The following is a 21,432-nucleotide window of genomic DNA, read 5'->3' as shown; positions in this document are numbered from 1 at the left end:
CAACTTTAGACTGAATCTAAGATAGGATGGCCCCAGACACTCAGGAGGCCGTCCCATGTACGAACCGATCCGCACCAAGTCGGTCCACCGGATGGCCGACGACGCCCACGACGCGTATCCGCACCACTCCCGCGAGGAGGAGCTGGACATCCAGCTCGCCGGGCACCTCTCCGCCCTGCTCGCCGTCACGGACGAGCTCGGCGACACCGAGGCGGGCGACGTGATCGCCCGGCAGGTCGCGCGGCTGCGCGGCGCCCCGCCCGCGCGGCACGCGGGTCTCCGGGGCGCGTCCGCGCCGGACCTGCACCGCCGGGCCCACGCCCTCGCGGGCCGCGCCCTGGTCGTCGCCGCCTCACGGGCCGACACGACCGCCGCGATCCTCGCCGCCGAGCGCATGGACGCGCACACCGCCGCACTGGCCGGGGCGACCGCCCTGGCCACGGCCGGCACCCCCTGACGGCCCCGGTCCGCGTGGCACGAACCGCGCGGACCGGGCGCCACACGTCCCCGCCCGCCGGGGCGACCGCGTCCGGGCATGCGCCGGCCCCCGGAGCCTGAGGGGGCTCCGGGGGCCGGTTGCGTCGTGGTGGGCCGTCGTGACCCCACTGGTCAGGGCGGTATCTCGGGGCAACCCACCACGAGTCTGCGGTGCGGGATCAGCCCAGGCGCTCGACGAGCGCGTGGTACTGGTCCCACAGCTCCTTCGGCGTGTGGTCGCCGAAGGTGTTGAGGTGGTCGGGGACGAGGGCGGCCTCCTCGCGCCACACGTCACGGTCGACCTTGAGGAGGAACTCCAGGTCCTCGGCCGGCAGGTCGAGGCCCTCGGTGTCGAGGGACTCCGCGGTCGGCAGGACGCCGATCGGGGTCTCGACGCCCTCGGCCCTGCCCTCCAGGCGCTCGACGATCCACTTGAGGACGCGGCTGTTCTCGCCGAAGCCGGGCCAGACGAACTGGCCGGCGTCGTTCTTGCGGAACCAGTTCACGTAGTAGATCTTCGGCAGCTTGGCCGCGTCCGCGGTGGCGCCGACCTTGACCCAGTGGGCCATGTAGTCGCCCATGTTGTAGCCGCAGAAGGGCAGCATGGCGAAGGGGTCGCGGCGCAGCTCGCCGACCTTGCCCTCGGCGGCGGCGGTCTTCTCGGAGGCGACGTTCGCGCCGAGGAAGACGCCGTGGTTCCAGTCGAAGGACTCGGTGACCAGCGGGACGGCGGAGGCGCGGCGGCCGCCGAAGAGGATCGCCGAGATCGGGACGCCCTTGGTGTCCTCCCACTCGGGGGCGATCGTCGGGCACTGGCCGGCCGGGACGGTGAAGCGGGCGTTCGGGTGGGCGGCCGGCGTCTCGGACTCCGGCGTCCAGTCGTTGCCCTTCCAGTCCGTGAGGTGCGCGGGGGCCGTCTCGGTCATCCCCTCCCACCACACGTCGTTGTCGTCGGTGAGCGCGACGTTGGTGAAGACGGAGTTGCCCCAGAGGGTCTTCATGGCGTTGGCGTTGGTGTGCTCGCCGGTGCCGGGGGCGACGCCGAAGAAGCCGGCCTCGGGGTTGATCGCGTACAGGCGACCGTCCTCACCGAAGCGCATCCAGGCGATGTCGTCGCCGATGGTCTCGACGGTCCAGCCGGAGATCGTGGGCTCCAGCATGGCCAGGTTCGTCTTGCCGCAGGCCGACGGGAACGCGGCCGCGACGTACTTCGCCTCACCCTGCGGCGGGGTCAGCTTGAGGATCAGCATGTGCTCGGCGAGCCAGCCCTCGTCGCGGGCCATGACGGAGGCGATGCGGAGCGCGTAGCACTTCTTGCCGAGCAGGGCGTTGCCGCCGTAGCCGGAGCCGTACGACCAGATCTCGCGGGTCTCGGGGAAGTGCGAGATGTACTTGGTGGAGTTGCAGGGCCACGGCACGTCCTCCTGACCCTCCGCGAGGGGGGCGCCGAGGGTGTGGACGGCCTTGACGAAGAAGCCGTCGGTGCCGAGCTCGTCGAGGACGGGCTGTCCCATGCGGGTCATGGTGCGCATGGAGACGGCGACGTAGGCGGAGTCGGTGATCTCGACGCCGATGGCGGAGAGCGGGGAGCCGACCGGGCCCATGCAGAAGGGCACGACGTACATGGTGCGGCCGCGCATCGAGCCGCGGAAGATGCCCTCGGAGCCCGCGAAGAGCTCCTTCATCTCGGCGGGAGCCTTCCAGTGGTTGGTCGGGCCCGCGTCCTCCTCCTTCTCGGAGCAGATGAAGGTCCGGTCCTCGACGCGCGCGACGTCGGTCGGGTCGGAGGCGGCGTAGTACGAGTTCGGGCGCTTCACCGGGTCGAGCTTGGTGAAGGTCCCCTTGGCGACGAGCTCCTCGCACAGGCGCTCGTACTCGGCCTCGGAACCGTCGCACCAGACGATGCTGTCCGGCTGGGTGATCTCGGCGATCTCGTTCACCCAGGAGACGAGCTCCTGGTGCTGGGTCGGAAGGGTCTGGGGAGCCGCGTTGTCGCGCGCCACGATTGCTCCTTGTAGAGGGGTTTGTTGAGGTGTGCCCCGTGGGGGCCGCGACCCGGATGCTTCGTAGCTGCTCATCCGGTGCCGACCGCACTCATTTGATCATCCGACGGATCCGCCCATATGTCCAGGGGCCCGCCCACGTGAGCATCGCCACTCGTCTTCGCGACCTACGGGGGCGTAGGTACGATTCCGTTCCATGACTGCAGCCACGCCGGAAGTGCCCCCGATCGCACCGGATCCGATCGGGCAGGCCCCGTCGGTCCCGCTGAAGCCCCGGCTCCGGGGGTGGCTGCACGCGGGCATGTTCCCCGCCGTGATCGTGGCCGGTCTGGTCCTGGTCGCCCTCTCCGACTCGCCCCGCGCCCGCATCGCCTGCGGGATCTACGTCCTGACCGCCTGCCTGCTCTTCGGCATCAGCGCGCTCTACCACCGGGGCGACTGGGGGCCGCGCGGCGAGGCCGTGCTCCGGCGCCTCGACCACGCCAACATCTTCCTGATCATCGCGGGCACCTACACCCCGCTCACCCTGCTGCTGCTCCCCGACTCCACCGGCCGGCCGCTCATGTGGGCGGTCTGGGCGGCGGCGCTCGCCGGCATCGCCTTCCGGGTCTTCTGGGTCGGCGCCCCGCGCTGGCTCTACACCCCCTGCTACATCGCGATGGGCTGGGCCGCGGTCTTCTTCCTGCCCGACTTCATGCGCGCGGGCGGCATCGCCGTCCTCGTCCTCGTCATCGTCGGCGGACTGCTCTACAGCGCGGGCGGCGTCATCTACGGCATCAAGCGCCCGAACCCCTCGCCCCGCTACTTCGGCTTCCACGAGGTCTTCCACTCGCTGACGCTGGCCGCCTTCATCGTCCACTACGTCGGCATCTCGCTGGTGGCCTACCAGCACGCCTGACCCGACACCGGACGGACCCCGGCGGCGGCCGGCCCTCTCAGGGACCGGCCGGGCCGCCCAGCGCCCCCCGCACCACCCGCGCCGACTCGGGGTTGTCGGCGCACTCCCAGACGCCGTGCGGGCAGTAGTCGGTGACGGTCTGGTAGACGGGCCGGTGGGCCGCGAACCAGTCCAGCATCCCCCGCACGTACGCCGGGTTGTCGCCGTTCCGGAAGAGCCCCCACTCGGGGTACGAGACCGGCTTGCCGTGGGCGGCGGCGAACCGCACGTGGTGGGCGAGCCCGTACTCCTCGGCGACCTGCTCCTCGAAGGAGAGCCCCGCGGGCTGGTCGTACGCGTCCATCCCGATGATGTCGACGACGTCGTCCCCCGGATAGCAGCGCGGCCACTCCACGGCGTCCCGCCCCCGGCTCGGGGTGAAGTCGAAGCGGAACCGCTGCCCCGGCACCCCGCGCAGCACCTCGACGACCCGCCGCCAGTACGCCTTCCAGGCCTCCGGGTCCGGACCGCAGCGATGGCTGTACGTCGTGCCGTTCATCTCCCAGCCGAGCACCAGGACGGCGTCCCCGAGCCGGTGCGCCACCAGCCGCTCCCCCAGCGTCCGGAAGTGCCCGTCGAAGGCGCCGGACGCCCCGCTCCGCAGCCCCGCCCGCACCTCGGCGTCCGGCAGCCCCGCCTCGCTGCGGTCCATCATCGGCACGTTGAGCACGAAGAGGCGCCCCGGCCGCGCCTCCTTCCAGCGCGCCCAGGGCTCGAAGAGGGCCGGATGGCCCTCGATGTTGGACCAGCGGTCGCCCGGCAGATAGGTGTGCCCCACGGTCAGCGCCCCGCCGCCGAGCCAGGCCTGCACCTGGGCGATCCGGCGCACGCCCGCCTCGTCGGAGCCCGTGAAGAAGCCGGACGGCACCCCGGGCAGCGGCACCGGATCCGGCTCGGGCGCCGCCCGGGTCCCGGCGTGCCGGTCGCCGGGGGCGATCCGGTCGTACGGCAGCAGGAGCACGAGAACGGCCGCGAGCAGCACGACGAGTGCGGCCCGCGGCCCGGGGAGGAGACGGTTCACGTCAGCTCGTCCAGAAGTCCCACCACCGGGTCAGGATCAGCATCCCGATGATCCCGATGTGCAGCACGGGCAGGGCGAAGGTGAACTCGCCGAGGAAGGTCCGCACGCCCGCCGGCGCGGGCATCACGCCGTGCCGCACGTTGTGCGCGGTGACGTACCAGAACATGACGATGGTGGCGACCCAGGCCAGGCAGCACCACAGGCAGAGCGAGTTGATCTCGTACAGCGACTGGTACATCAGCCAGGTGCAGAAGCCGACACCGAAGAGCATGCCGGCGTCGAGGCCGAGCCAGAGCCACGGCCGGTAGCGGGCCCCGGCGAGGAGCCCCGCGCCGAGGGCCACGACGACGGCGTACGTGACGAGGCCGAGCATCGGGTTGGGGAAGCCGAAGACACCCGCCTGCTCGCTCTTCATGATGTTGCCGCAGGACACGACCGGGTTCAGGCTGCACCCCGGCTGGAAGCCGGGATCCTCCAGCAGCTTGAACTTGTCGATCGTGATCACCCAGCCGGACAGCACGCCCGCCGCTCCGGTGATCATCAGCATCCAGGCGAAGGCCCGGCTCGCGCCGACCGTCCCCGCGGTCCCCCGCGCGGACTCCTCACGCTCCTGCCGCTGCTCCGGCACCCCGCCCCGTACGTTCACCGTCGCCATGGCGCGATCCCTTCCCGCTCAGCCCTGCAGACGCCGGACGGGCATCAGGACGTGGGCGCTGTCCTTGAGCATCTCCTCGTCGGAGACGAAGGTCCGCAGCGCGGCCTCGTCGACCGGCTGGCCGGGGACCGCCTCGGGCCACGGACGCACGGAGCAGATCAGGTAGACCTGACCGCGCTCGCGGGCCGCCTCCTGCCACTCGTCGGGCACCGGGCACTGCACCTTCAGGAAGGGCAGGTTGAGGACGGCGGAGCCGCCCTCAACCAGCAGCGAGGCGGTGATCCCGGCGTCCTTCTCCAGATCGAAGAGCCGGTCGCCGACGGAGAGGCCCATGGCCTCCAGGGCGGTCCGCATGGCCTGCTGACCGGCCTCCGGCCCGTCCCGGCCGTCGCCGAGCGAATACGCCATGAGGAACGGCGTCCCGGCCGCGTCGGCGGAGGGCTCGCTGGACCACGGGATCACCGTGAGAGTTCCCAGCGGAGAGGCGCTGCGCGCCGAGGAAACGACGTTGGAAGTGGTCATGAATCGGATGCTAGTGCTCCAACCACCCTTTCCCCGCGCCGAATTCACCCGATCGGCCGACATTCACGCCGCTGGCATTTCCGCCGCAACGAACCCGGGTTTTCATCGTTGTGCCCTGAGGGCTCCCACGACCCCGAGGAGATCACCCATGATCGTCCCCCGCCGCGTCGCACTGCGGTCCCTCTTCGCGCTGGCCGTCACCGCCTTCACGGGGGGCGCCCTGGGCCGTATCGCGAGCCGCCCGCCCTCCGGTCCGCCCGCGGCGGACACGCGCGATCCGCACGCCTTCGACGAGCTGTACCGGGGCCGCCGCATCCTGGGCTTCTCCGGCTCCGAGGGCGAGCCGGCGGCCCTCGTCGACGGTCTGCCGCTGCACCTGATGCGCTGCGCCGACGGCGGCTACGTCACCCCGATCGACCACTACGAGTCCTGCCCGACGCCGCGGGCGGCGGTCCGCGCGGCCGTGGACGAACTGGGCACCGCCCGGCTCTCCCCGCTCGCCGGCGCCCACGGCGTCCCCACCGACCCGACGGGAGGGAGCCCGCGTGGTGTACACGCGTAAGAACCAGCGCGACCTGACCGGCGCCGAGCGCCGGAAGTTCGTCGCCGCCGTCCTGGAGCTCAAGCGGACGGGGGCGTACGACCGCTTCGTCCGCACCCACATCGACCACTACACGGCCGACGGGGAGGGCCGGCTCCGGGTCGCGCACATGACGCCCAGCTTCCTGCCCTGGCACCGCAAGTTCCTGCTGGAGTTCGAGACGGCCCTGCGCCGGATCGATCCGACGGTCTCCGTCCCGTACTGGGACTGGACCCGGGACAACAGTCCGGCGTCCTCGCTCTGGGGCGAGGACTTCCTGGGCGGCAACGGCCGCCGGAGCGACCTCCAGGTGATGACCGGCCCGTTCGCTCACTCCGCCGGACGCTGGACGATCACCCAGTCGATGACCCAGGAACGCTTCCTGACCAGGGACTTCGGCCGCCCGCGGGATCCGATCGCGCTGCCGACGCAGGCGCAGCTCGACGAGGTGATGCGGGAGCGGGTGTACGACGCGACCCCCTGGAACTCCACGAGCTCCTCCGGCTTCCGCAACCGCCTGGAGGGCTGGGCGCCGGGCCGGGGCAACGAGCGGTTCCGGATCCACAACCGGGTGCACCGCTGGGTCGGCGGTCTGATGCTCGGCGGCGGCTCGGTCAACGACCCGGTGTTCTGGCTGCACCACTCGTTCGTCGACCTGGTCTGGTCGCGCTGGCAGCAGCGCAACCCGGGGGCCGCGTACCTCCCGGCGGAACCTCCGCCGCTCGGGGACGGCCAGTACCGCAAGGTCGTCGCCCGGCACGAGCCGATGGCCCCCTGGGGAGTGACGCCCGCCTCGATGCTCGACCACAGCCGGATCTACCGGTACGCCTGAGGGCCGGCGGGCCCGTGCCCCGCACGCACGCGTCCCCCCGATCCGGGCCGGATCGGGGGGACGCGGTCGTTACGGGGGATCAGCCGCCGTAGCCGCCGTCACCGTTGTCGTGACCGTCGGCGTTGATGCAGGTGTTGCCGAACGCCGGGTTCAGCAGACCGATGACGTTGACGGTGTTGCCGCAGAGGTTGACCGGGACGTGGACCGGGACCTGGACGACGTTGCCGGAGGCGACACCGGGCGAGTGGGCGGCGACGGCCTCGGCGCCCGAGTCGGCGACGGCCAGGCCGGCTCCGCTGAGGGCAACGGCACCCGTGCCGGCGAGAACAGCGGCAGCCTTCGCGATGCGAGACATCAAGAACTCCTTGGATGGAAAGCGACCGCAGGAATCACGGCCGTCATTCCCGTTCAACGTCGCACCACGGAGCGGGTCACGGGCGTTGGGCCGAAAGGGAGGAGGGAAAACCGAGAAATGACCCGCGGGACGAGCACCGTCCGCCGCCGGATACGGCGGTACGGGCTCGGCCCGCGGGTCGCGGCCATGCGACAAGCCTCTTCTTGCAACGAACGAAAGCGCTTCCGGTGGCGGGGAAGAATCGTGTCTCCACCCGTGAGGCCGCCGATCGCACAGAGGAACGAGGAGGAAGTCCGCCGCGACCCGCGGGTCAGTGCGCCTCGGGCGCCAGACCGAGCTGCGAGTCGAGCGCCCCGCTCGCCATCGGGGGCAGCAGGCCGACCCGCGGCCGGGCGAGGTCCGGCAGGCCCGCGAGACCGTCGCCCTCGGGGGCGACCACCGGGTTGCCGACGACGGCGCCCGGGGTGGCCGCCGCCATCTCCGAGTGCGGCGTGGCGAGGAGGGCCCGGCCGGGCTCGCTGTCCTTCACGACCTCGGGGAGCGGGGCGGCCACCACGGTCTCGGGGAGGGTGCCGGTGAGCGGCACACTGGGCAGCGTCACGTCGGGCAGCGAGCCGAGGCCCTTCTGGAAGCCGGTGGGGGCGCCGGGCATCGGGACGGGTACGCCGGTGGCCACCGTCGGGGCGTCCATCGGGAGCACCGGGTCGAGCCCCTGGAGGGGGACGACGACCGGCGCCTCGACGGCCGAGGCCGGGGCGGCCAGGGCGGCGGAGGCGAATGCGGTCATGAGGAGTCCCATGCCGGCGTGAGAGCGCAGAGTCATGTTCTGACAACGAGGTCTTCGGGCGAACGTCCCCGGAACTCCCCCATGTGCAGCAACGGGCGAGGCCCTCACCGGTGAAGGTGAGGGCCTCGGGTTGACGCCGGGCGGGTGCCGGGCGTCAGTGGCGGCGTGCGATCCGCCCACCGCGGAGGTACACGACGGTGCCGCCGACGATCAGTGCGGCACTGATCGCGGCCGCGCCCATGAGCGCGGTCTCGCTGCCCGTGTCGGGGAGCTCGGGCGGCGAGGTGGGCGGCTTGGTCGGCCCGCAGCTGGGCTCCGGCTCCTCGCCCGGACCGGGCTTCTCGCACTCGTCGGGCTTCGGCGGGTACGTGGGCGGGGTGGTCGGCGGGTGCGTCGGCGGATGGGTGGTGGGAGGCGTGGTCGGCGGCGTCGTGGGAGGCGTCGTCGGCGGCTTGGTCGGCGGGTGCGTCGGGGGGTGCGTGGGCGGGTGGGTCGGGGGGTGCGTCGGGGGCGTCGTCGGCGGCTTCGTCGGCGGCGTGGTGGGAGGCGTCGTCGGCGGGTGCGTCGGCGGATGGGTGGTGGGGGGCGTGGTCGGCGGCGTCGTCGGCGGCTTGGTCGGCGGGTGGGTCGGGGGGTGCGTCGGCGGGTGCGTGGGCGGCTTCGTCGGTTCACCCGGATGAGTCGGCTCGCCGGGGTGCGTGGGTTCACCCGGCTCGTCGCCGTAACCGCCGGGGTCCTCCTCCTGGGCGCAGAGGTCGCCGACGGCCGCGGCGACGAAGCCGCCGAGATCCATGCTCGTTCCGCAGACGTCCGCGGACAGCGGGGCCTGGGCATGACCGGCGTGGCCCGGGCCCGGACCGTCACCGGTACCGGCGTGGGTGCTCGCGGCCAGGGCGAATCCGCCGCTCAGCGACAGGATGCCGGTCGCTGCCGCCGCGGTGAGTACTTTCCTGCTGATGATGGACCGCATACCGCTCTTCCTCTGGAGAAAGGGAGAGGCCGGCGAGGATCCCCCCTCGCTCCGACCGGCCTCATCCACGCCGACGTTCGCGTGGGACTGGCCAGAGGGTATGGGTCGGCGAACCCCGTGCAACCGGGGCCACACGGCAGCTGATCAGAAAATCATTCGATCAGCCGACCGTGGGGAACGGCGCCTTTACCGGCGCCGCAAGTGCCCTCGAAAAGAGCGTCGCTGATGTGGTGTCAGCCGTGGACGGGAAAGCCGGTGTCAGCCGCCGAGGGGCAGACCGCCGGGGACCGGGAGGCCGCCCAGCAGCGGGGCGCCCTTGGTGGTCTCGTTCAGCTGGGTCGCGGTGTCGGTGACGGTCTTGACCGGGGAGCCGTCGGTGGTGCTGCTCAGGACGTCCGACTTCAGCCCGTTGGCGGCGATCGCTTCGAGGCCGCCGTTCAGGCTGGTGGGGGTGAGCGCCTCCGTGGCCATGGCGGGCGCGGCGGCACCCAGAGCCATCAGCGAACCGGCGACGACCGCGGCGACCTTGGTGGGCTTCATGGGGAGAATCCTTCCTCTGTGCTTTCAAGTCACGTGCTGCACAGGCTTCTTGGCCGAATCCCGTGCGCATTGTTCTGCTTCTGTAACGAACGGCGTGCCGCGCGGAAACTCCGGAAGGAAGGATTTCTCGACACTGCACCCGATCGATGCCGACCGGTGCTATTTGCCGATCGCGCGCCGGAGCGCGCGCCGGTGCCGGCCCGGGCGGTACGCCGGGCCGGCACGGGACCTGCGGACGGCTAACCGGCGGGCAGCCGCGGCGCGACCGGCAGCTCGGGCACGCCCGCCGGGGGCGCCACCGGAGCGTCGACGGGCAGTTCGGGCGCGGGGACCGGGAGCTCCGGCGCGGGGACCGGGAGCGTGGGCGCCGCGGGCAGGCCGCCCCCGAGCAGTGCGCCGAGGACGGTGTCGACCAGCGCGGTCAGGGTGGCCGTGGCCTGCGGTACGACCCCGGCGGTGTCGCCGGAGCCGACCGCGGCGAGCAGGCCCGCGATCGCCTTCTCAACGGTGGCGAGGGCATCGCCGACGAGGTCGGCCGGGGCGGCGGCCCGGTCTGCACCGGCCGCGGGGGGCGTCACGGGGAGGTCCGGCAGCGGGATCCGTGCGGCGGCCTCGGCCTCTTCGACGAACGCCGCGACCTTGGCCCTGAACGCCTCCACGTCGACGGCGGGCGGCCGGCCCGTGTCGGCCTCGAGGGCGGCGGCGACGAGCTCGCTCACCGGGGTGAGCACCCCGTCGAGGTCGCCGAGCTCCTCGGCCTCGGCCGCGAGGGAGGTGCCGTCGGGGACGGGCGCGCGGACGGCCCGGTCGGCCGTGACGGACGGGTGGGGTGCGTCGGCGAGGGCGGGTCCCGCCGTGCCGAGGGAGATGACGGCGGATATCGCCAGGGCGGTGATGCGGCGCGTGGCCAGGGGACGCATATGTGTTCCTTTTCCTTATGCGTCGGACAACTTCCCTCTCACCGTGCCTGCGGGTATAGCGCTCCGCAACCGCAGAACTACTGAGCGCCACGCCCCCGTTCGGGTGAATCCGGTGCTCGAACATGCCCTCCGACGGGGCGTACGCCGTTGCACCGGACGGCGCACGACGGTGCCGCCGAACGAGTACCGAGCCCATGACCGCAAGGAGAAAGCCGGTGCGCCCGCCCCGTCGGGGGCGGGCGCACCGGCTTCGGAAGGACCGATCAGGCGTGCCGGATCAGGCGTTGACGCAGGTGTTGCCGAAGGTCGGGTTCAGCGCGCCGATGACGCTGACCGTGTTGCCGCAGAGGTTGACCGGGATGTGCACCGGGACCTGGACGACGTTGCCGGAGCCGACACCGGGGGACTTCACGGCCGCGCCCTCGGCGCCGGCGTCGGCGGTGGCGGCACCGGCGGCACCGGCGACCGCGGCGGCGGCACCCACGGTCAGGACAACGGCCTTGGCGATACGGGACATGGGGAAGTGCTCCTCGATCGAAATTCAACGTGGACTGCGCGGACTGTTCGGCCCGGCTCCCTCAACAACGCCCCGGCTTTTCATCGGTTGCTCTCCCGAACGGGTGACGTTCAACCGATCTTTGGGCCATAGGAGGGCCATTGGAGGGAGTGGGCGTGGAATGGCGCAACACGCTCAACGAGGAAACAGCCGCGGAGATACGGGAGTTAGCGTTTCCAGGCATCTAATGCGTACTATCGCCCCGCGCCGGGGTTATAACGGATCCGAACGTTGCTTCCGGGCCCGCCGCGCGTTCACCCATTTCGTGCGGACGACACCTTCCCCCTTCCCGGCCTTCACGGGTCTTCCCTCCCTTCTCTCAGCAAAGCGGAGAACCTGTATGCGGAATTCAGCGGTTCTTGCTGTACGTCGCAGCGTGGTGTGCCCCCGGTCGTGTGCGGTGCGGTCCGCCGCGCGCCACGAGTCCGTGCGGCACGGCTTCCGTTCCGCTGATTCCGCGGGCACCGCGAGGAGTTCCGGCGGCGTCGAATTCCCCGGCGCCCGTGGGGTCGGCCGGGCGGGAGGCGGGCGGTTCGCCGTCCGGTCCGGTGCGACCTCCGTCCCGGCGGACGTCCGGCGCTGACGTGCTGCCTCCACGAGACACGGACCCCGGGTCCGTCACCGTCCTGCACGCGGTCCAGCCCGGTGACGGCGGGGTCGCCCGTGTCGTCATCGACCTCGTCCGCGCCCAACTGGCCTCCGGCCTGCGGGTGTCGGTCGCCTGCCCGCCGGACACCCCGCTCGCCGCGGCGGTCCGCGCCGAGGGGGCCGACACCCGTGACTGGCGGGCCGGCCGGAATCCCGGCCCCCGGCTCGTCACCGAGACCCGGGACCTCGCCCGGGTGATCCGCGGCATCCGCCCCGGACTCGTCCACGCGCACAGTGCGAAGGCCGGGCTCTGCGCCCGGCTCGCCGTGCGCGGACGGATTCCGACGGTGTACCAGCCGCACGCCTGGTCCTTCGAGGCCGTCGAGGGGACGACCGCCGCGCTGGCCAGGCGCTGGGAGCGGTTCGGCGCCCGCTGGGCCCACCGGATCGTCTGCGTCAGCGAGGCCGAGCGGCGTACCGGCGAGGCCGCCGGGGTCGCCGCGGACTGGTCCGTCGTCCACAACGGTGTGGACGTGGCCCGGTTCGCGACCGACGGCCCGCCCGGCAACCCGGCGCCGACCGTCGTGTGCGTGGGCCGGCTCTGCCGCCAGAAGGGGCAGGACGTGCTGCTCGCCGCTTGGCCCGCCGTCCTGGCGGAGGTGCCGGCGGCCCGTCTCGTCCTGGTCGGCGACGGGCCCGACGGGGCGCGGCTGCGCGCGGCCGCCGGCCCCTCGGTGCGGTTCACCGGTGCCGTGGACGACACCGTCCCCTGGTTCCGGGCCGCCGACGTGGTCGTCCTGCCGTCCCGCTGGGAGGGCATGGCGCTCGCACCCCTGGAGGCCATGGCGGCCGGCCGGCCGGTCGTCGTCAGCGACGTCGACGGGGCCCGCGAGAGCCTGCCGCCCGCCCATGAACCGCTGTGCCTGGTCCCGCCCGAGGACCCGGCCGCGCTCGCCACCGCTCTCGGCCGCCTCCTCGGCAGGCGGGAGCTCCGGCACCGCCTGGGCCGCGAGGCCCACGAGCACGTACTCAGCAGATTCGATGTCCGGCGCACCGGCGCGGCCGTCGCGGACGTCTACCGCGAACTGGCCGGAGTGCGAGGCACCGAGCACAGAGAGCCGATTGCGCAGTGACCACCGAAAGCACCAGCATCCCTCCCACGCCGGGCCCCTGGCCCACGGCGGGCCAGGCCTTCGGCCTCGCCTCCCTCGCCCAGCGCCGCCGTCCGACCGGCCGGCCCGTCCTCCCGTTCCGCCCCGAGCGGCCTCGGTCCGGCGTGCTGCCGCTCGTCGTCGTCGACTGCCTGGCCGTCCTCGCCGGGGCCGCGTTCCTGAGCGCGGCCCACCACGACCCGCGGCTGCTGCTGCCGGTCGTGGCCCTCGTCCTCGTCCTCGACGGGAGGGCGGGGCTGCACCGGCCGGCGCCGCACACCCGGGCCCTCGACGAGCTGCCCGCGCTCGCCTCCCGCGCCGGCGTCGCCTGGTGCCTGGCGGCGGCCGGGGTGGCCGCGTACTCCCCGACCCTGGCGATCGGGCCGCTGCGGCTCCTCGCCGCGTACGCCACGCACGTCGGCGTCGTGATCCTGGTGCGCGCGCTGGTGCTCGCCAGGCGGCGCCGGGTCGCCCGCGCCCACCCGCGCTCGGCGCTGGTGGTCGGCGGTGCGGCGGCCGCGCGCAGGTTCGCCGCCGCGGCGGCCCAGCATCCCGAGTACGGGGTGCGGCCGGTCGGCATCGTCGGCGTGCCCGAGCAGGGCGGAGCGCCCCGGTCGCCGGGCGAGGCCGGGCTCCCGGTGCTCACCACGACGGAGGAGATCCACCGGGCCGTCATCCAGAACGCCGTGCGCGACGCGGTGTTCCTCGACGACGACCCGGGGCTCGTGACGCTCTTCCAGCACTACGGCTGCACGACCTGGCGGGCCGGCGGCCCGCAGGACGGCCCGATGGGCGCGCACATGTGGGGGTACGCCTGGCAGCGCGTCGCCCCGCCGGCCGAAGGGCGCGGCCTGCCCGCCAAGCGCGCCCTCGACATCGTGCTCGCCGCGCCCGCGCTGGCGCTCGCGCTGCCGGTGCTGCTGCTCTGCGCCCTGGCCGTGCGGCTCTCGGACGGCCCCGGGGTGCTGTTCCGGCAGGAGCGGGTCGGCCAGCACGGCCGGCTGTTCACGCTGCTCAAGTTCCGTACGCTCCGCCCCTCCGACGACGCCGAGTCGGCGACGCGCTGGAACGTGGCGGGCGACCGGCGGATGAGCGCGGCCGGGAGCTTCCTGCGGAAGACCTCGCTCGACGAGCTGCCGCAGCTGTGGAACGTGCTCCGCGGGGACATGAGCCTGGTCGGCCCCCGCCCCGAACGCCCCTTCTTCGTCGCCCAGTTCAGCAAGATCCACGTGGGGTACGCGGCGCGGCACCGGATGCCGGTGGGGCTGACCGGTCTGGCGCAGGTGCACGGGCTGCGCGGCGACACCTCGATCGAGGACCGCTGCCGCTTCGACAACCACTACATCGACCACTGGTCACTCTGGCAGGACGTCTGCATCCTGCTGCGCACGGCCGCCGGGCTCGTCCGACCCACGGGGAGCTGAGGATGGCCGCGGCCGTGACGGCGCCGGCGCTCGCCCCCGGGGAGGTCCGGGACTGGGCGCGCCGGGCCGGGACCCTCTCCCCGGTCCTCGCCGTGATCGCCCTGCTGCTCGTCCCCGGCGAGGGCGGTGCGCAGGGCGGCACCGGCGGTACGGGGACGGTCGCCGACGCGGCCTCCGGTCTGCTCGTGCTGATCTGCCTGGTCCGGGTGGTGCGCGGCGGCGCCCGGCCGCTGACGCGGACGGCGGCGGTCGTCCTCGGCCTGCCGGTGCTCGGCGTCTGCCTCGCCGCGATCACCTCGAACGACCCGGCGGCGAGCCTGCCGGGCGTCGCCCGGTACGTGCAGATCTTCGTGCTCGTGCCGGCCGCGGTGCTCCTGATGATCCGTGACCGGCGGGACTTCGCCGTGATCGCCTGGGGTCTGGTGGGGCTCGCGCTGGTCCAGGGCGCGGTCGGGGTCGTCCAGTACCTGACCGGCACGGGTGCCTCGTACATGGGCGAGGACGTGCGGGCGGTCGGCACCTTCGGGCCGACCGACGTGATGGGCATGGCGACGGTGGTGTCGTACGGGCTCGTCGTGGTGACCGGGATCGCGCTCGGCAGCCGCCCCGGGCGGACCCGGACGGCGGCGCTCGTCTGCGCCGGTCTGCTGTTCGTGCCGCTCGTGCTGTCGTTCAGCCGGGGCGCGTGGATCGCGACCGTGCTCGCCTGCGGCGTCCAGCTGCTGCTCTCGGGTCCCCGGCGGGCCGCGTGCGTGGCGCTGGCGGCCGCCGCCCTCGGGGTAGTCATGGTCGGCGGGCTCGGCATCGGGTCGTCGATGGTGAAGGAGCGGGTCGCGAGCATCTCGCAGGTGGCGGCCGCGCCGGACCAGTCGGTCACGGACCGGTACACGATGTGGGCGGCGGCCGGGCGGATGTGGGCCGCGGAGCCGGTCACCGGCGTCGGGCTCAAGGGCTTCCCGCAGTACCGCGACTCGAACGCCTCGCTCGCCCTGTCCTCCGGCAGCGACACGGCCGGCGCGGGCGCCGCCTTCGCACGGCAGCCGCTGCTGTCCCCGCACAACATGTACCTCCTGGTCCTCAGCGAGCAGGGGCTGTTCGGACTGCTGGCCCTCGCGGGCAGCTGGCTGGCGCTGCTCGTCGGCGCGCTCCGGCGGCGCCGCCTCGGCGCGGACTGCGCGCTGGTCGCGACGGGTCTGATCGGCTGGCAGCTCATCGACTTCTTCTACGCGGACATCGGCGGCCCGTCGACGGTGCTGATGTCGGTCGTGCTGGGCCTCGCGGCCTGGTGGGCCCTCGCGGAGGTCCGGCGTGCGTGACCCGTGGGCCGGGGAACCGGAGCCCACGGACACCCCGCGGGCCGGTGAACCGCGCGCCACGGGCGGTCCGCCCTGCGGCGCCCCGCTGACCGATCCCTGGCCGACCGTGCCTCCGGGCCCCACGGACTCCCCGTGGCCCCCGGGGGCCGTCGTGCTGCCGGGGGCGGGCGGGGGCGCTGCGGCGCCCACGGGCAAGGGCGCCGAGCGGGCCGAACCACCGGCCGCCCCCGGCCGTCCCGCGCGACCCGCGCGCGGCCGCCGTGCCACCCCCGGCCGTCCCGCGCGTCGACGGGTCGTCCCCGCCCGCCCCGCCCCGGCCGCCTCCGTGCCCGCGCCCGCCTCGCCGTCCTCGCCCGCACCCGCCGCTCCGCCCGCCCCCGCCGCCCTCCGGTCGTCCGGCCGCCGGGCCCACGCCCGCGGCAGGACGGCCAGGACCGGGGCGCCCGAGGGCCGCGGGTTCCTCGCGAAGGCCACCGCCGTGACCGCCGGGCTCACCGCGCTCGGTGCGCTGCTCGGGCTCGTCCGGGACCAGATCCTGGCCGGGTACTTCGGCGCCGGCGCGGAGACCGACGCGTTCCTGGTGGCGTGGACGGTGCCCGAGTTCGCCTCGACGCTGCTCATCGAGGACGCGCTGGCGCTGATCCTGGTGCCGGCGTTCTCCCGCGCCCTGGCGCACCGCTCCGGCGGGCCGGGCGAGGACCCGGTGCGCACCCTGGTCCGCGGCACCCTCCCCCGGCTCACCCTGACCGTCGGGGTGGTCGCCGCGGTCCTGGTCGCCGCCGCACCGCTGATCGTCGACGTCCTCGCGCCCGGCCTGCCCGACCCCGGGCTCGCGATCGACTGCACGCGGCTGACCGGGACCTGCGTCCTGACGTTCGCCCTGGTCGGCTACTGCTCGGCGGCGCTCCGCGCGCACGGCTCGTTCCTGCCGCCGGCCACCATCTACGTGGCGTACAACGTCGGCATCATCGGCACCATCCTGCTGCTCCGCGAGCCGTGGGGCGTCCGCTCGGCCGCCGCCGGGGTCGCCGTCGGCGGGATCCTGATGGTCCTCGTCCAGGCCCCCTCGCTCGTCCGGGAACTGCGCGCCCGCCCCGTACCCGTGCGGGAGCCCGAGGCGCTCGCGCCCTCCTCCGGTGCCGAGGGCCGCATCCTGGTCCTCGGACTGATCGCGCCGGTCGTCGCGTTCTCGCTGTCCCGGCAGTCCCAGACGCTGATCGAACGGTTCCTCGCCTCGCCGCTGCCCGCCGGGGCCATCTCGCATCTGAACTACGCGCAGAAGGTCGCGCAGATGCCGATGATCCTCTCCCTGATGCTGTGCACGGTCAGCTTCCCGGTGGTCGCCCGGGCCCTCGCGGCGGGCGACACGGAGGGGGCCCGCCGCCGCGTGGAGCGGGACCTGCTGCTGGCCGCCGTCGTCGTCCTCGTCGGTGCCTCGACGGTGATCGCCGCCGCGCCCCGGATCGTCGAGCTCCTCTTCGAGCGCGGCGAGTTCACCCGTTCCGACACCGTCGCCACCGCGGCCGTCATGCGGGTGTACGCCCTCGGCCTGCTCGGCCAGACCATGGTCGGGGCGCTGGTCCGCTGCTACTTCTCCGCCGCCCGCCCGCTCTGGTACCCGGCGGCCGCGATGGCCGCCGGGCTCGTCGTCACCGCGGTCGCCGGAGTCCCGGGCGCCCGCGCCTGGGGCTCGGTCGGCATCGCCGCCGCCAACGCCCTCGGCATCACCCTGACCGCGGTCCTGCTGCTGCGCGGCGCGCACCGGCAGGCCGTCCCGGTCCGCGTCGGCCGGCTCGGCGAGGGGCTGCTCCGGCTCGCCGTCGCGGGCGCGTGCGCCACCGGTGCCGGCTGGCTGTGCTCGCTCGCGATCGGCCCCGCCGTGCTCGCCGTCGCGGTGGCGGGCCTGGTGGTCGCCGGCGTCTTCCTGCTCTACCTCGCCTGCGCCCCCAGGGCGCCGGAGATCCCACCCCTGCCCCGCTCCGCCTTCCGGAGGACCTCCCATGCCCGCCGCCACCGCGCTGAGTCGTCTGCTGCCGAAGCCTCCCCTGTGGATGAAGCCGCCCCCGTGGGTGGCGATGTACCACTCGATCACGGACCCCGCTGACGATCCGTACCGGGTGACCGTCTCCCCCGTGCGCTTCGCCCGGCAGCTGCACTGGCTGGGCGACCGGGGGCTGCGCGGGGTGTCGGTCGGGGAGCTGCTCACCGCCACGGCGGAGGGCCGCGCCAAGGGGCTCGTGGGCCTGACCTTCGACGACGGCTACGCGGACTTCCTCGACTCGGCGCTCCCGCTGCTCCGCCGGCACGGCTTCACGGCGACGGTGTACGTCCTGCCGGGGCGGCTCGGCGGCGAGAACACCTGGGACGCGGACGGCCCCCGCAAGCCGCTCCTCGACGAGGACGGCATCCGGCGGATCGCGCGGGCGGGCATGGAGATCGGCTCGCACGGACTCACCCACGTCGCGCTCACCGAGGCCGACGACGCGGAACTGGCCGACCAGACCCGGCGGAGCCGCGCGCTCCTGGAGGAGATGACGGGCACGCCCGTCGAGGGCTTCTGCTATCCGTACGGCCGGGTCGACCCGCGCGTGATCCACGCCGTGCGGCGGGCCGGCTACCGCTACGGCTGCGCGATCGACCCGGGCCCGCACACCGGTACGTACGCCCTGCCCCGGGTCCACATCGGCGAGGGCGACACCTCGTGGCGGCTCACCGCGAAGCGGGTCCTGCACCCGCTGCGACGCCGCCGTCCCGCCGACCTGCTCCCCGCGCCGTACGGCCCGGCCGTGGTCGGTGCCTCGTGAGGGTCCTGCACGTCATCACCGGGCTCGGCATCGGCGGCGCCGAGCAGCAGTTGCGGCTGCTGCTGCGCCATCTGCCGGTCCAGGGGCGGGTGGTGACGCTCACCAACCCCGGTGCGGTCGCCACCGGCATCGAGTCCGACGGCACTCCCGTGACCCATCTGGGCATGGCGGGCAACCGTGACGTCGGCGCGGTCCCGCGGCTGGCCCGGATCGTCCGGCAGGGCCGCTACGACCTGGTGCACACCCATCTCTACCGGGCCTGCGTGTACGGCAGGACGGCGGCCCGGCTCGCCGGGGTGCGGCCGGTCATCGCCACCGAGCACTCCCTCGGCGAGACCCAGATCGAGGGCCGCCCGCTCTCGGCGGGCACCCGTGCGCTCTACCTCGCGTCCGAGCGGCTCGGCACCTCGACGGTCGCCGTCTCCCCGAGCGTCGCCCGCCGGCTCGCCGACTGGGGTGTGCCGCGGGACCGCATCAGCATCGTGCCCAACGGCATCGAGACCGACCGCTTCGCCTTCGACGTCCGGGCCCGGCGGCGAGCCCGGGGCGTCCTCGGGCTGCCCGAGGACGCCTACGTCGTCGGCGGGGTGGGCCGACTCACGCCCGGCAAGCGGTTCGAGCGGCTGGTCCGCGCGGTGGCCGGGATCCCCGACGTCCGGCTGCTCCTCGTCGGCGAGGGCGAGCAGCGCGCGGAACTCCTGCGGACGGCCCGCGCGTGCGGGGCCGCCGACCGGGTGCTGCTCGCGGGGGCCTGCGAGGACCCGCCGGGCCCCGGCGCGTCCGGTCCCTCGCTGCCCGAACTCCTCGCCGCCATGGACGTCTTCGTGTCGACGTCCCCCGACGAGACCTTCGGGCTGGCCGTCGTCGAGGCCCTCGCCGCCGGACTGCCCGTCCTGTACGTGGCCTGCCCCGCCGTCGACGACCTGGCCCCGGAGGCGGCACCGGGTGCGCGGCGGATCGGCGGATCCGTCCCCGAGCTGATCTCCGCGCTGCGCGGCGTCCACGGTGCCCGGCCCGCCCGGTTCCCGCCGCCGGCCGCCGCCCGCCGCTACGACATCGCGCACAGCGCACAGCAGTTGATGTCCCTCTACGACCAGGCCGTCCACGGCACCCCCTCCCCCGCGAAGTGAGAGAACCCGTCCCATGAACACCACCCCACGCCGTGCCCTGCTCCCCGCCGGCCTGCGCGCACCGGGCCGCTGGGCGGTCCTGCCCGCCGCCGTCCTCGCCGGAGCCGTCCTCGGCGGCGGCTACGGGGTCCTCCAGACCCCGGAGTACGCGGCGACCAGCTACGTCATCGTCGTCCCCGCGGCGAAGTCCGACCCGGCGGCCGCGATCGGCTTCGCCCAGGCCTACGGCCGGGTCGCGACCGACATCGCGGTCACCGGGGACGCCCAGGTGTGGGCGGGGGTCACCGCCGACACCCTGCGCCGGGACGTGCAGGCGGCGACCTCGCCGGACGCCCCGATGATCTCGATCACCGCCAGGGCCGCGAAGCCCGCGAAGGCCGTGTCCATGGCGGACGGGGTGGCCCGCGCGCTGATCCTCGACAGCACCCACGTCGCGGGCAGTACGGGCGTGAAGGTCGTGCAGTTCTCCCGGGCCACCAAGCCGGTCGCGCCGGTCTCGCCGTCCGCGTCCCTCTCGGCGCTCGTCGGCGCCTGCGGCGGCGGGCTGCTCGGCGGTCTCGCCCTGCTGGTCCGGCCCCGGCGGGCCGCCGCGCGCGGCGAGGCCCGGCACTCCCGGCAGGCCGCGGCCGCCGGGTCGCCGGCCGCGGTGCCCGCCCCGGCCTCCGCGGCGCACCAGCCGGAGGCGGTATGAGCCCGAGAGCCGTGCACGTCCCGTCGGGCCTGCGGACGGAGATCTGCCGTGACGAGGAGGGCTTCGGGCGGCTGGCGGCCGAGTGGACGGCGCTGTACGGCCGCTGTTCCACCGCCACCCCCTTCCAGTCCCACGCCTGGCTGCACTCCTGGTGGCTCTCGTACGGCAGGCCCGGTGCGCTGCGGCTGGTGCTCGTACGGCGGGACGACGGGGAACTCGTCGCCGCCGCTCCCCTGATGCGGGTCCGCGGCCCGCTGCCGGTCCTCGCCCAGCTCGGCGGCTCGATCACCGACTTCACGGACGTGCTCCTCGACGACGGCTGCCCCGAGGCGGCGCCCGCGCTGGCCGCGGGACTCGCCCGGGCCGCCCGCGGCACGGTGGTCGACCTGCGGGAGGTTCGGCCGGGGGCGGCCAGCGAGCGGGTCCTCGTGCACTGGCGGGGGCCGCGCCGGCGGATGCCGGACTCGCTGTGCCTGGAGCTGCCCGCCGTCCCCATGGAGGGGCTCCTGGCCCGCATCCCGTCCGGGAAGGCCCAGCGGGTCCGGGCCAAGCTGCGCAAGCTCGACGCCCTCGGCATCGACACGCACGTGGTCAGCGGTGCCGAGGTGCCCGCCGCCCTCGACCGGCTCCTGAGCCTGCACCGGCTCCAGTGGCAGGGGCGGGGCGTCACCGCGGAGCACACCAGCGAGCGGTTCGCCCAGCACCTCACGCGGGCGGTGCGGCCGATGGTGGAGCGCGGGGACGCGATGGTGACCGAGTTCCGGCTGGCGGGGGACGTGGTGGCCGCCGACCTGACCCTGATGTCCCCGCGGCTCGCCGGCGGCTATCTGTACGGCGCCGACCCGGCGCTGCGGGCCCGCAAGGTCGACGTCGCGACGATGCTGCTGCGGCACGGCGCCGGAGAGGCCGGCACGGGCGGCCGGGCCACGCTGAGCATGCTGCGGGGCACCGAGGCGTACAAGCACCACTGGCGGCCCGAGACCGTCGGCAACCAGCGGCTCATGCTGGCGGGCCGGGGTACGGCCCCGTTGCTGTGGCTCCGTGCGGCCGCCGCGGACGCGCGCCGCTGGGCGGCCCGCCAGGCGCGGGAGCGCGCCTGGGTGGGCCGCGCGCTCGGCCGGCTGCCCGGCCGGACGCCGAACGGCGGCGGCTGATCGCCGCCGCCGTCAGGGG

Annotated in this window: 22 protein-coding genes; 12 read left to right on the top strand and 10 right to left on the bottom strand. The window is 74.2% G+C overall.

Annotated elements, in window-relative coordinates; translation table 11 throughout:
* Nucleotides 1–55: 55 nt before the first annotated feature.
* Entirely contained in the window at nucleotides 56–457 is a 402-nt protein-coding gene (locus ACF09E_RS27965; protein WP_392208008.1) for a hypothetical protein, read from the top strand.
* A gap of 199 nt (nucleotides 458–656) precedes the next feature.
* Here ACF09E_RS27965 and ACF09E_RS27960 read toward each other — a convergent pair whose 3' ends face one another.
* Nucleotides 657–2,480, bottom strand: coding sequence for a phosphoenolpyruvate carboxykinase (GTP) (locus ACF09E_RS27960; RefSeq protein ID WP_392208006.1), 1,824 nt, complete (start codon nucleotides 2,478–2,480; stop codon nucleotides 657–659).
* 196 nt (nucleotides 2,481–2,676) lie between these two features.
* On the opposite strand from ACF09E_RS27960, the gene ACF09E_RS27955 reads away from it, so the two are divergent.
* Nucleotides 2,677–3,378 (top strand): hemolysin III family protein, encoded by a 702-nt coding sequence (locus ACF09E_RS27955; protein ID WP_361857856.1) that lies wholly within the window; start codon nucleotides 2,677–2,679, stop codon nucleotides 3,376–3,378.
* A gap of 37 nt (nucleotides 3,379–3,415) precedes the next feature.
* Here the strand turns inward: ACF09E_RS27955 and ACF09E_RS27950 are convergent, their stop codons facing one another.
* Genes ACF09E_RS27950 through ACF09E_RS27940 form a run of 3 tightly spaced genes read right to left on the bottom strand, consistent with a single transcriptional unit; the run spans nucleotide 3,416 to nucleotide 5,615 of the window.
* A complete protein-coding gene (locus ACF09E_RS27950) occupies nucleotides 3,416–4,438 on the bottom strand; it encodes a glycoside hydrolase family 26 protein (protein WP_392208004.1) in 1,023 nt (340 codons plus the stop codon).
* Nucleotide 4,439: 1 nt separating this feature from the next.
* Nucleotides 4,440–5,093, bottom strand: a complete 654-nt coding sequence (locus ACF09E_RS27945; RefSeq protein ID WP_392208002.1) for a vitamin K epoxide reductase family protein — start codon at nucleotides 5,091–5,093, stop codon at nucleotides 4,440–4,442.
* 18 nt (nucleotides 5,094–5,111) lie between these two features.
* Complete coding sequence (locus ACF09E_RS27940; RefSeq protein ID WP_361857865.1) at nucleotides 5,112–5,615, bottom strand: DUF5949 family protein; 504 nt, start codon at nucleotides 5,613–5,615, stop codon at nucleotides 5,112–5,114.
* Between the two features lie 148 nt (nucleotides 5,616–5,763).
* On the opposite strand from ACF09E_RS27940, the gene ACF09E_RS27935 reads away from it, so the two are divergent.
* Together ACF09E_RS27935 and ACF09E_RS27930 are read left to right on the top strand one after the other, a co-directional pair.
* The gene (locus ACF09E_RS27935) at nucleotides 5,764–6,177 is read left to right on the top strand and encodes a tyrosinase family oxidase copper chaperone (protein ID WP_392208000.1); all 414 of its coding nucleotides are present in this window, start codon (nucleotides 5,764–5,766) and stop codon (nucleotides 6,175–6,177) included.
* A complete protein-coding gene (locus ACF09E_RS27930) occupies nucleotides 6,161–7,027 on the top strand; it encodes a tyrosinase family protein (RefSeq protein ID WP_361857870.1) in 867 nt (288 codons plus the stop codon). Before ACF09E_RS27935 ends, ACF09E_RS27930 begins: the two co-directional genes overlap by 17 nt.
* A gap of 79 nt (nucleotides 7,028–7,106) precedes the next feature.
* On the opposite strand, the gene ACF09E_RS27925 is transcribed toward ACF09E_RS27930, so the two are convergent.
* The 6 genes from ACF09E_RS27925 to ACF09E_RS27900 form a co-directional block, all read right to left on the bottom strand.
* Nucleotides 7,107–7,382: a chaplin gene (locus ACF09E_RS27925; protein WP_030324043.1), complete on the bottom strand. Its 276-nt coding sequence runs from the start codon at nucleotides 7,380–7,382 to the stop codon at nucleotides 7,107–7,109.
* A gap of 310 nt (nucleotides 7,383–7,692) precedes the next feature.
* Nucleotides 7,693–8,169, bottom strand: coding sequence for a hypothetical protein (locus tag ACF09E_RS27920; protein WP_392207998.1), 477 nt, complete (start codon nucleotides 8,167–8,169; stop codon nucleotides 7,693–7,695).
* A gap of 154 nt (nucleotides 8,170–8,323) precedes the next feature.
* Complete coding sequence (locus tag ACF09E_RS27915; RefSeq protein ID WP_392207996.1) at nucleotides 8,324–9,139, bottom strand: hypothetical protein; 816 nt, start codon at nucleotides 9,137–9,139, stop codon at nucleotides 8,324–8,326.
* A 258-nt stretch (nucleotides 9,140–9,397) separates the two neighbouring features.
* The gene (locus ACF09E_RS27910) at nucleotides 9,398–9,679 is read right to left on the bottom strand and encodes a hypothetical protein (protein WP_329282458.1); all 282 of its coding nucleotides are present in this window, start codon (nucleotides 9,677–9,679) and stop codon (nucleotides 9,398–9,400) included.
* A 239-nt stretch (nucleotides 9,680–9,918) separates the two neighbouring features.
* Nucleotides 9,919–10,599: a hypothetical protein gene (locus ACF09E_RS27905; protein ID WP_392207994.1), complete on the bottom strand. Its 681-nt coding sequence runs from the start codon at nucleotides 10,597–10,599 to the stop codon at nucleotides 9,919–9,921.
* Between the two features lie 277 nt (nucleotides 10,600–10,876).
* Nucleotides 10,877–11,116: a chaplin gene (locus ACF09E_RS27900; protein ID WP_030324034.1), complete on the bottom strand. Its 240-nt coding sequence runs from the start codon at nucleotides 11,114–11,116 to the stop codon at nucleotides 10,877–10,879.
* Between the two features lie 623 nt (nucleotides 11,117–11,739).
* Here ACF09E_RS27900 and ACF09E_RS27895 point away from each other — a divergent pair.
* Genes ACF09E_RS27895 through ACF09E_RS27860 form a run of 8 tightly spaced genes read left to right on the top strand, consistent with a single transcriptional unit; the run spans nucleotide 11,740 to nucleotide 21,413 of the window.
* The gene (locus ACF09E_RS27895) at nucleotides 11,740–12,876 is read left to right on the top strand and encodes a glycosyltransferase (RefSeq protein ID WP_392207992.1); all 1,137 of its coding nucleotides are present in this window, start codon (nucleotides 11,740–11,742) and stop codon (nucleotides 12,874–12,876) included.
* Nucleotides 12,873–14,318 (top strand): sugar transferase, encoded by a 1,446-nt coding sequence (locus ACF09E_RS27890; RefSeq protein WP_392207990.1) that lies wholly within the window; start codon nucleotides 12,873–12,875, stop codon nucleotides 14,316–14,318. Before ACF09E_RS27895 ends, ACF09E_RS27890 begins: the two co-directional genes overlap by 4 nt.
* A 2-nt stretch (nucleotides 14,319–14,320) precedes the next feature.
* Complete coding sequence (locus ACF09E_RS27885) at nucleotides 14,321–15,634, top strand: O-antigen ligase family protein (RefSeq protein WP_392207988.1); 1,314 nt, start codon at nucleotides 14,321–14,323, stop codon at nucleotides 15,632–15,634.
* The gene (murJ, locus tag ACF09E_RS27880) at nucleotides 15,627–17,738 is read left to right on the top strand and encodes a murein biosynthesis integral membrane protein MurJ (RefSeq protein ID WP_392207986.1); all 2,112 of its coding nucleotides are present in this window, start codon (nucleotides 15,627–15,629) and stop codon (nucleotides 17,736–17,738) included. Before ACF09E_RS27885 ends, murJ begins: the two co-directional genes overlap by 8 nt.
* Entirely contained in the window at nucleotides 17,635–18,438 is an 804-nt protein-coding gene (locus tag ACF09E_RS27875) for a polysaccharide deacetylase family protein (RefSeq protein ID WP_388793033.1), read from the top strand. Before murJ ends, ACF09E_RS27875 begins: the two co-directional genes overlap by 104 nt.
* Nucleotides 18,435–19,568 (top strand): glycosyltransferase, encoded by a 1,134-nt coding sequence (locus tag ACF09E_RS27870; protein WP_392207984.1) that lies wholly within the window; start codon nucleotides 18,435–18,437, stop codon nucleotides 19,566–19,568. The genes ACF09E_RS27875 and ACF09E_RS27870 overlap by 4 nt, the downstream gene beginning before the upstream one ends.
* Nucleotides 19,569–19,581: 13 nt before the next feature.
* Nucleotides 19,582–20,259: a lipopolysaccharide biosynthesis protein gene (locus ACF09E_RS27865; protein WP_361862001.1), complete on the top strand. Its 678-nt coding sequence runs from the start codon at nucleotides 19,582–19,584 to the stop codon at nucleotides 20,257–20,259.
* A complete protein-coding gene (locus ACF09E_RS27860) occupies nucleotides 20,256–21,413 on the top strand; it encodes a GNAT family N-acetyltransferase (protein WP_392207982.1) in 1,158 nt (385 codons plus the stop codon). The genes ACF09E_RS27865 and ACF09E_RS27860 overlap by 4 nt, the downstream gene beginning before the upstream one ends.
* The last annotated feature ends 19 nt before the right edge of the window (nucleotides 21,414–21,432 follow it).

The sequence above is a fragment of the Streptomyces sp. NPDC014891 genome (assembly GCF_043081085.1).
GTDB lineage: Bacteria > Actinomycetota > Actinomycetes > Streptomycetales > Streptomycetaceae > Streptomyces.
This window is presented reverse-complemented; position numbering and strand designations above follow the sequence as displayed.